This is a genomic window from Nonomuraea lactucae (genome assembly GCF_003313395.1).
In the GTDB taxonomy this organism is placed as follows: domain Bacteria; phylum Actinomycetota; class Actinomycetes; order Streptosporangiales; family Streptosporangiaceae; genus Nonomuraea; species Nonomuraea lactucae.
Genome location: NZ_QNFZ01000910.1, coordinates 1 through 7,959, shown reverse-complemented (window position 1 = coordinate 7,959; position 7,959 = coordinate 1). Strand labels below are relative to the sequence as shown.

Sequence of the window (7,959 nt, the reverse complement as noted above, 5' to 3'; positions counted from 1 at the left end):
GGCCCTGCGGGCCCTGCGCGGCGCTCGCCGGGCCTGGGCCGGTGGGGCCGGTGACCACCTCCACGGCCATCGTGGGCGGGCCTGATGCCGCCGCGAGCGGCCCCGGCGCGTGGACAGCCGGAAGAGCCTGCTCGGCCGGCGATCCCGGCAGCTCCCGCTCGATCCGGCTGTGCTCCTTGTGCGCCCTGGCCGCGTCGCGGTGGTACTCCTCCAGGTCCTGGTACAGCTCCTCGGAGGCGTAGACGGTGCCGTCGACGATCGGCCCCGGAGACCGCTCGATGATGGCCACCACGTCGTCGCCGTTGAGCGTCTTGTGGGTCTCCAGCGCGTGAGCCAGGCAGAGCACGTCGCGGCGGTGCTCCTGCAGCAGCCGTTCGGTCTTCTCCAGCAGCCGGACCAGGTTGAACTCGATCCGCTCCCCCAGCACGTCGGGCGCCAGCTCGGCCTGTTCCCTGCGCGGCTCCCTGTCGGTGATGCCGATGGCGCCGCCCCCGGCCCCGCCGCCGCGCCTGGGCAGGGCCTTGCCGCCGCCCATGATCTCCAGCTCCTGGAGGGCGGGCAGCGAGGTGACGCCGGAGCCCATCCCCCAGTACGACTCCATGAGAGCGGTCAGGTAGGTGGCCGAGTGCAGGTCGCCGGACACGCCGGACGAGTTGTCCTCGCTGAAGAACATCCGCTCGCCCGCCAGGGAGGCCAGCGAGACCATGATGTCGGCCTCGTACTCGGACTTCCACCGGGTGAACTGGTCCTCGGGCTTGATCGAGGCGACCATGCCGAGGTAGTCGGCGCCCTTCTCGATGGTGGCGATGTCGATCTCGAGGTGGAAGCGGGTCACGTACGCGACCACCGCGTGGCAGGCCTCGTGCACGGCCACGGCGTGCCGTTCGCGCTCGATGTACTCGACGTCCTCGGGCGGCCCGAGCTGCTTGAGCCGCTTGGCGCGCAGCACGTCCGACCAGGTGATGGTCTCGCGCCCGTCGCGGATGGCGGTGATCAGCGACTCGTTGACCAGGTCCTTGATCGTGGCGCCGGTCGCGTACGGGGTGATCGTGGCGAGCTTGTCGATCTGCTGGGCGGTGAGCTGGTGGTCGACCTTGTCGAAGTAGCCCTGGTACGTCCGCAGCCGCCCGGCCTTGGACGGGTAGCCGACCTTGTAGATGCGGTCGATGCGGCCGGGCCGCAGCAGTGCCTCGTCGAGCGCGTCGGGCCGGTTGGTGGCCATCATGACGAGGATGCGGTACCTGGGCGGCGGCTTGGGGCGCATCCCGAGCAGCCTCCTGACCAGCCGGTTGAAGAAGCCGCGCGGCTTCTTCAGTCCGGACAGCTCGGTGAGCAGCGCCTGGAGGGTGCCGGGGTCGCCGCTGTTCATGCCGCCGCCCATGAAGAAGCGGTTGCGCAGGCCGGGCTCCTCGGCCGCCTCGCGCCTGCCGCGGAAGGCGAGCACCGAGCGCGCCTCCTCCGACAGGTAGCCGAGGCCATGGCAGCCGGAGTGGCCGGAGAAGGCGGACCAGCCGCCGCCCTGGCCGGGCGGCCCCTGCTGGGCGAGCCGGCCGCGCTTGCCGAGCGAGTCGGCCTCGTCGAAGAAGACGATCACTCCGCCGTAGCGCAGGGCGAGCTTGCGCAGCTTCCTGAACAGGGTCTTGACCTTGAGGATGCCGATGCCCATGAACATGTTGGTGAACGCGCCCGGGTCGACGAACACGTACGGCTTGCCGGTCTCACCGGCCACCGCCTCGGCCATGAGCGTCTTGCCGGTGCCCGGCGGCCCCCACAGCAGCAGGCCGCTGGGCACGTACCCGCCGCGCTCCTCGATCTCGCCGGGCCGTTCGAGGAAGACGATGTTCTCCCTGACCCGCTCGACGACGTGGTCCTGGCCCCAGACGTCGGAGAAGCGGGTCTTGATGTCGTCCGGGAAGTACGTCTCGACGCCGCCCCGCGACAGGAACCAGAACAGCCCGACGAACTGGATGATGATCACGAAGAACAGGAAGACGATCTGGAGCAGGAACGGCAGCGCCTGGAAGATCAGCGCGGGCGCCCTGAACAGCGCGAGGAACGGACTGGTGTCGAGCACGGCGCCGAGCACGAGCGCGAGCAGCACCACCCAGAACACGATCTTCACGGCCCGGGAGACGCGGAACCGGGTCCAGTCGTCGAAGCGCCGGTGCGACCACCGCTCGAACCCGCCGAAGACCCGCCTGCTCCAGAACCGGTGGTAGCCGGACCACCGCTCGCTGACGAAGAAGTGCAGCTGGCGCAGCGCCTCCGCGCCCAGCAGCCAGAAGATCCACTGATGCTCGTGCGCGATGACCCGCATCGCCTCGGGGAAGGCGACGATGCCCTCGTAGTCGGCCATCACCTTCCAGGTGAGGATGAGGAAGGCTGCGGTCAGTGCGACCAGGAACTTGCTCCGGTCCCAGAACTGCATCTTCTTCCGGGTGACGGCGTCGGGGTCGTTGGGCCCGCTGCCGGGGGCGCGCAGGCCTTCATGGTGAACGGTGGTGGTCACTGCGCCCCCTCAGCCGGGCAGCCGGATCAGTTTGAACGATTCCGCGATCCGGTCGAACTCGGCGGCCCGCTGCCTGTAGCAGATCGACTGGCAGCCCATGAGCATCACGGAGACCGTGCCGCCCTGTTCGTCGAGGATGGCGGTGTGGTCGAACGTCTGCACGTCACGACCGATCTGGTAGTTGAAGCGGACCCGCACGCCCCTGGCGCCGCGCTCCAGCAGGAGGACCTTGTCGTCGAGCTGCTCGAACCCGGCGAACGCCGGCGGCCTGCCGGAGGCCATCGCGCGGGCCGTGTAGGCGTCCCGCACCGTCTTGGTGACCGGCAGGACGAAGTCCCGCAGCACGTCGAGCGAGACCGCGTCGCGCTGCTCCTCGGTGAGCCGGTGCACGGTCGCGTAGACGAACGGCTCGTACGAGCCCAGCAGGTGCTCCACGCTCGGCTTGGCCGACTGGTCGAAGGCGGTGGACCACACCCGCTGTCTTCGCAGCAGCGCCGCCTGCGAGTGCGGGTGGTCACCGCTCAGATAGAGCTCGATCGGGTACGCGTCGAGCTGCGCGAAGGAGGACGGCACCTTGAAGTAAGTGGTGCCTTCCCTGTCGCGTACGTAGGTGTAGTCGGGCTGTCCGCAGGCCGACAGCATGAGAGCCGGGACGATGGTCGCGACCCAAGCCCATCTCTTTCTCACCCGGGCTTACCTCCGCTTTACGGACCAACGATCTAGTTGTGCCCGTTTTACGATTGAATGAGCCTAGTGCACGGTGAGAAATCTTGACCAAATCTTGGCCGTAAGTTGGCTCGACTTGTTACAGACCCATAAGTGATCATCGCTGATGCGATCACGCGTGTCGGCCGGGTGGGCGTCATCCAACTCTCATGCAACCTGTCATTGGTTCCTCTCAGGAAGTAGGAAAGAGATGAGGACCCCTCTGATCGGGAGCACCCCATGACAGAACCGGCTATGGAGACCGTGGACCCCTTCGGGATGACGGCCGAGCGTCAGTTCGCCGACGTGTGGTCACGCGACGTGCTCTCCGTCAGGGAGCGCCGCCTCCTGCTGCTAGGACTGCTCGTCGGCCAGGGCATCGACGATCAGGTGGACGTCCAGCTCGACGCCTCCCTGCGCGCGGGCCAGCTCTCGGAGATGGAGCTGCGCGAGCTCGTCGTCTTCCTCACCCACTACGCGGGCTGGTCGCGCGGGACCAGGCTCAACTCCCAGGTCGAGGAGCTGATCGCCCGCGTCAGGCAGGCCCGGCCCGGAGACCGTCCCGCCAAGCCTCAATAGATCATGACAAAGGAGTCGTCAGATGAGCATTGCCGCCGTTTCCCGGCGCCGCTCTCCGAGCAGGATGTGATCACGTGCGCGGGACCCGACCGGGGGGCGCGGGTTCGATGGGGGATCGGCAATGTTCAAGAGCCGTTTCGGCGCCCTGGAGTCAGGTGTCGCCTTCGCGATGACGACCACGGCCGCGGCCGTGCTGGCGACGAGCGCGCTGCCTGCCCTGGCGGGCACGTGCGCCCCGTCGACCACGTGTGAGACGACGGTGACCTTCGCCGTGACCTCGGGCGACGGGCTGCAGGTCACCGTGCCCGACGGCCCGGTCAGCCTCGGGAGCGCCGAGCCGGGAGACCAGATCAGCGGGCCGCTCGGCGGCATCACGGTGTCGGACGAGCGGGCCGCGCTCGGCGCCACCTGGACCGCCACCGTGTCGGGGACCGACTTCACCACGGGCGGCGGCACACCGGCCGAGACCGTCCCGGACGGCGACATCGGCTACTGGTCGGGGCCGGCGACGGCCACCACCGGCACGGGCACCTTCGTCCCCGGCCAGCCCAACGCGTCGGACGCCGAGTGGCTCAACCACCCGTACACCGCGTTCAGGAAGACGAGCGGCTCCGGCTACAACTCCGCCACCTGGAACCCGACGATCGTGGTCGACGTCCCCGCCGAGGCGGTCGAGGGCACCTACACCGGCACGATCAGCCACTCCGTCGCCTGATCCGCGGCGGGCTCAGGGCGCGCGGCGGGGTGGCGGGGCGAGGGTGGCGCGGGGCCACGAGCCCAGCACCAGCAGGGTCTTGGTGCCGGTGACGTCGCCCGCGCGGCGGAGCCGGTCGATGATCTGCTGGAGGTGGCCGAGGTCGCGGACGCGCACATGGATGAGCGCGTCGGGGTCGCCGGCGATCGTGTAGACGGCCTGCACCTCGGGCACCTCGCTGGCCGTGCGGACGATGTCGCTGACCAGCGTGGTGCCGGGGTAGCGCAGCTCGGTGAACGCCTCGATGCCCCAGCCGAGCTTGGCGTGGTCGATCTGCACGGTGAAGCCGGTGATCACGCCGATCTCCCGCAGCCGGTCGACGCGCCGCTTCACGGCGGCCACCGACAGCCCGATCTCGGCTGCCATCTCCGAGAAGGTCCTGCGCCCGTCCTCGCGCAGCAGGCGTAGCACCCGGTGATCGATGTCGTCCACGTCGGGCATGGGAGAACTCCTCTGCAACGCACAAAGAACACTAGCCATAGTACCGAAATGTGCAAATAGTTTGCGTCCTTGCCGCGTCTTCTCGTCCGATACTTGCGCCACCCGCCGCCGCGTTGCTGTGCTTGGGATCTCCGGGTACCAAGTCAGGAGGTTCGGTGAGCGTGAATCCCGCCACGACGCCCGCCACGACGCCCGCCGCGGTGTCCACGGTGTCGCTCGACGACAAGTACACGGCCACGGAGGGCCGGGTGCCGATCTCCGGCATCCAGGCGCTGGTCCGCCTGACGCTGGAACAGCGCCGGCTGGATCGGGAGCGCGGCCTGGACACGCGGGTCTTCGTCTCCGGCTACCAGGGCTCGCCCCTGGGCGGGGTGGACCTGGAGATGGGCCGGGCCGCGAGGTTCCTGGAGGCGGCGGGCGTGGTGTTCCGCCCGGGACTGAACGAGGAGCTGGCCGCGACGGCGGTGGCCGGGACCCAGTTGCTCGGCCACCTGCCCGGGCGGCGGCACGAGGGGGTGACCGGCTTCTGGTACGGCAAGAACCCGGGCCTGGACCGGGCCGCCGACGCCATCCGGCACGGCAACCTGGCGGGCACCGTGCCGCTCGGGGGCGCGGTGGCCTGGATCGGCGACGATCCCGGCTGCAAGTCCTCGACCGTGCCGAGCTCGTGCGAGCCGATGTGCCAGAGCCTGACGATGCCGCTGCTCGCGCCCGGTTCGGTGGCGGAGATCATCGAGTTCGGGCTGCACGCCGTGGCCCTGTCGCGGGCCAGCGGCCTGTGGACCGGCCTGAAGATCGTCGCCGACGTCGCGGACGGCTCGGCCACCGTCGACCTCGGCCGGCTGCGCGACGGCGTTCCAGCGCCCGCCCCCTCCGGGCGGGGGCCGTCGCCCGTGCTGGTCGGACCGGCCGCGCTCGACGCCGAGCACGACATGCTCACCCGCAGGCTCGACCTCGCCCGCGCCTACGCCCGGGCGCACGGCCTGAACGGAGTGACGTTCCGCTCGCGGCGGGCCGGGCTCGGCGTCCTCGCCTCCGGCACCGCGTACGCCGTGGTCCGGCGCGCCCTGGAGGACCTCGGCCTGGACGAGACGGCGATGGACGACCTCGGCCTGAGGCTCATCCGGCTCGCGATGCCGTTCCCCCTCGACCACGACGACCTGGCCGCCGTGACCCGCGACCTGGACCGGGTGCTCGTGGTGGAGGACAAGGTTCCGTTCCTGGAGGGCCAGTTGAAGCAGGCCCTCTACGGCGGCGAACGCGCGCCCGCCGTGGTGGGCCGCGAGCTGCTCACCGCCCGGGGCACCCTCGGCGCGGACGACGTGGCGAAGGCGCTGGCCACCTGCCTCGGGGCCGACCGGCTGCCCCGGACGGCGGTCCGCCTGTCACGCCCGGACAAGGCCCCGAAGGAGTCGCGCCGCCTGCTGCCGGTCGTGGCCGCCCGCACGCCGTTCTTCTGCTCGGGCTGCCCGCACAACGCCTCCACCCGCACCGCCGACGACACGCTGGTCGGCGTCGGCATCGGCTGCCACGCCATGATCGCCCTCGACGGGAACGGGCGCGGCACCCAGGTGGGCATCACCCAGATGGGCGGCGAGGGCGCGCAGTGGATCGGCCTGGCGCCGTTCACCGGGGACCGCCACTTCGTGCAGAACCTCGGCGACGGCACCTTCCACCACTCGGGCTCCCTCGCGGTCCGCGCCGCCGTCGCCGCCGGTGTGCCGATCACGTACAAGCTGCTCTACAACGACGCCGTGGCCATGACCGGAGGCCAGCGCGCCGAGGGCCGTCTCGACGTGCCCGCGCTGACGCGGGCGCTGGCCGAGGAGGGGGTCCGCCGCATCATCGTCACGACGGCGGAGCCGCGGACCTACCGGGGCGCCCGGCTGGCGCCGATCGCCACCGTGCGGCACCGCGACGACCTTCCCGCCGTGGAGAAGGAGCTCGCCCGGATCGACGGGGTGACCGTGCTGATCCACGACGACCGCTGCGCGGCCGAGGAGCGGCGGCTGCGCAAGCGCGGCAAGCTGCCCGTCCCGGCGGCCAAGGTCGTCGTCAACGAGCGGGTCTGCGAGGGTTGCGGTGACTGCGGTGACGCCTCGACGTGCCTGTCGGTGCAGCCGGTGGAGACCGAGTTCGGCCGCAAGACCCGCATCCACCAGCCGTCCTGCAATTCCGATCTGAGCTGCCTCAAGGGCGACTGCCCGTCGTTCCTGCTCGTCGAGCCCGGTGTCCGTCACGCCAGGGCGGTGCCGGCGCTGCCGGTGGAGCTCACCGAGCCGGTCTCCAGGTTCCGGGACCGGCCGGTGCTGGTGCGGATGCCCGGCATCGGCGGCACCGGCGTCGTCACCGTCTCACAGATCCTGCAGATGGCGGCGCACCTCGACGGCCTGCACGCGGCCGGGCTGGACCAGACGGGGCTGGCGCAGAAGGGCGGTCCGGTCGTCAGCGACGTCCGCATCTCCCCCGGGCCGGTCATCGGATCCGTCAAGGCCTCGCCCGCCGCCGCCGACGTGCTGATCGGCTTCGACCTGCTCGGCGCCGCCGCCGACGCCAACCTGGCCGTCGCCTCGCCGGAGCGCACGATCGCCGTGATCAGCACCGCCGTCGTGCCGACCGCCGCCATGGTGACCGGCCGGGACGCCCTGCCCGGCTCACCGGCCGACGCGATCGTCCGCGTCGAGTCGGCCACCCGGGGCGCCGACAACCTCTACCTAGACGCCCACGGCCTGGCCGAGGCGCTGTTCGCCGACCACCTGCCCGCCAACATGCTCCTTCTCGGCGCCGCCTACCAGCACGGCTGCCTGCCCGTCTCGGCCGGGTCGGTCGAGCGGGCCATCCGGCTCAACAAGGCCGCCGCCGAGCAGAACCTGGCCGCCTTCCGCTGGGGCCGCGCCGCCGTCCTGGACCGCGAGGCGGTGCTCCGCGCCGCGCTCCCCGCCGCCCCGGCCCCCGACCCCGCCGGCGGAGA

Annotated in this window: 6 protein-coding genes; 3 read left to right on the top strand and 3 right to left on the bottom strand. The window is 71.0% G+C overall.

Annotated features, from left to right (window positions below; genetic code table 11):
• A partial coding sequence (locus tag DQW85_RS31495) for an AAA family ATPase (RefSeq protein WP_113703431.1) occupies positions 1–2,509 on the bottom strand: 2,509 nt, incomplete at its 3' end.
• Between the two features lie 9 nt (positions 2,510–2,518).
• The gene (locus DQW85_RS31490; protein WP_162795532.1) at positions 2,519–3,196 is read right to left on the bottom strand and encodes a hypothetical protein; all 678 of its coding nucleotides are present in this window, start codon (positions 3,194–3,196) and stop codon (positions 2,519–2,521) included.
• A gap of 258 nt (positions 3,197–3,454) precedes the next feature.
• Between DQW85_RS31490 and DQW85_RS31485 the strand changes: the two genes are divergently transcribed.
• Positions 3,455–3,793 carry a carboxymuconolactone decarboxylase family protein gene (locus DQW85_RS31485; RefSeq protein WP_113703429.1) on the top strand — a complete coding sequence of 113 codons (339 nt, stop codon included), beginning with the start codon at positions 3,455–3,457 and terminating at the stop codon, positions 3,791–3,793.
• A 121-nt stretch (positions 3,794–3,914) separates the two neighbouring features.
• The gene (locus tag DQW85_RS31480; RefSeq protein ID WP_240197541.1) at positions 3,915–4,508 is read left to right on the top strand and encodes a hypothetical protein; all 594 of its coding nucleotides are present in this window, start codon (positions 3,915–3,917) and stop codon (positions 4,506–4,508) included.
• 12 nt (positions 4,509–4,520) lie between these two features.
• Here the strand turns inward: DQW85_RS31480 and DQW85_RS31475 are convergent, their stop codons facing one another.
• Positions 4,521–4,988, bottom strand: a complete 468-nt coding sequence (locus DQW85_RS31475) for an Lrp/AsnC family transcriptional regulator (protein ID WP_113703428.1) — start codon at positions 4,986–4,988, stop codon at positions 4,521–4,523.
• 155 nt (positions 4,989–5,143) lie between these two features.
• On the opposite strand from DQW85_RS31475, the gene DQW85_RS31470 reads away from it, so the two are divergent.
• On the top strand, positions 5,144–7,959 hold a 2,816-nt coding region (locus DQW85_RS31470; RefSeq protein WP_240197540.1), incomplete at its 3' end, for an indolepyruvate ferredoxin oxidoreductase family protein.

Bases quoted from the DNA above. Each gene is read 5' to 3' on its own strand.
- DQW85_RS31475 (WP_113703428.1), bottom strand. From the start codon at position 4,988: ATGCCCGACGTGGACGACATCGATCACCGGGTGCTACGCCTGCTGCGC.
- DQW85_RS31485 (WP_113703429.1), top strand. From the start codon at position 3,455: ATGACAGAACCGGCTATGGAGACCGTGGACCCCTTCGGGATGACGGCC.
- DQW85_RS31480 (WP_240197541.1), top strand. From the start codon at position 3,915: ATGTTCAAGAGCCGTTTCGGCGCCCTGGAGTCAGGTGTCGCCTTCGCG.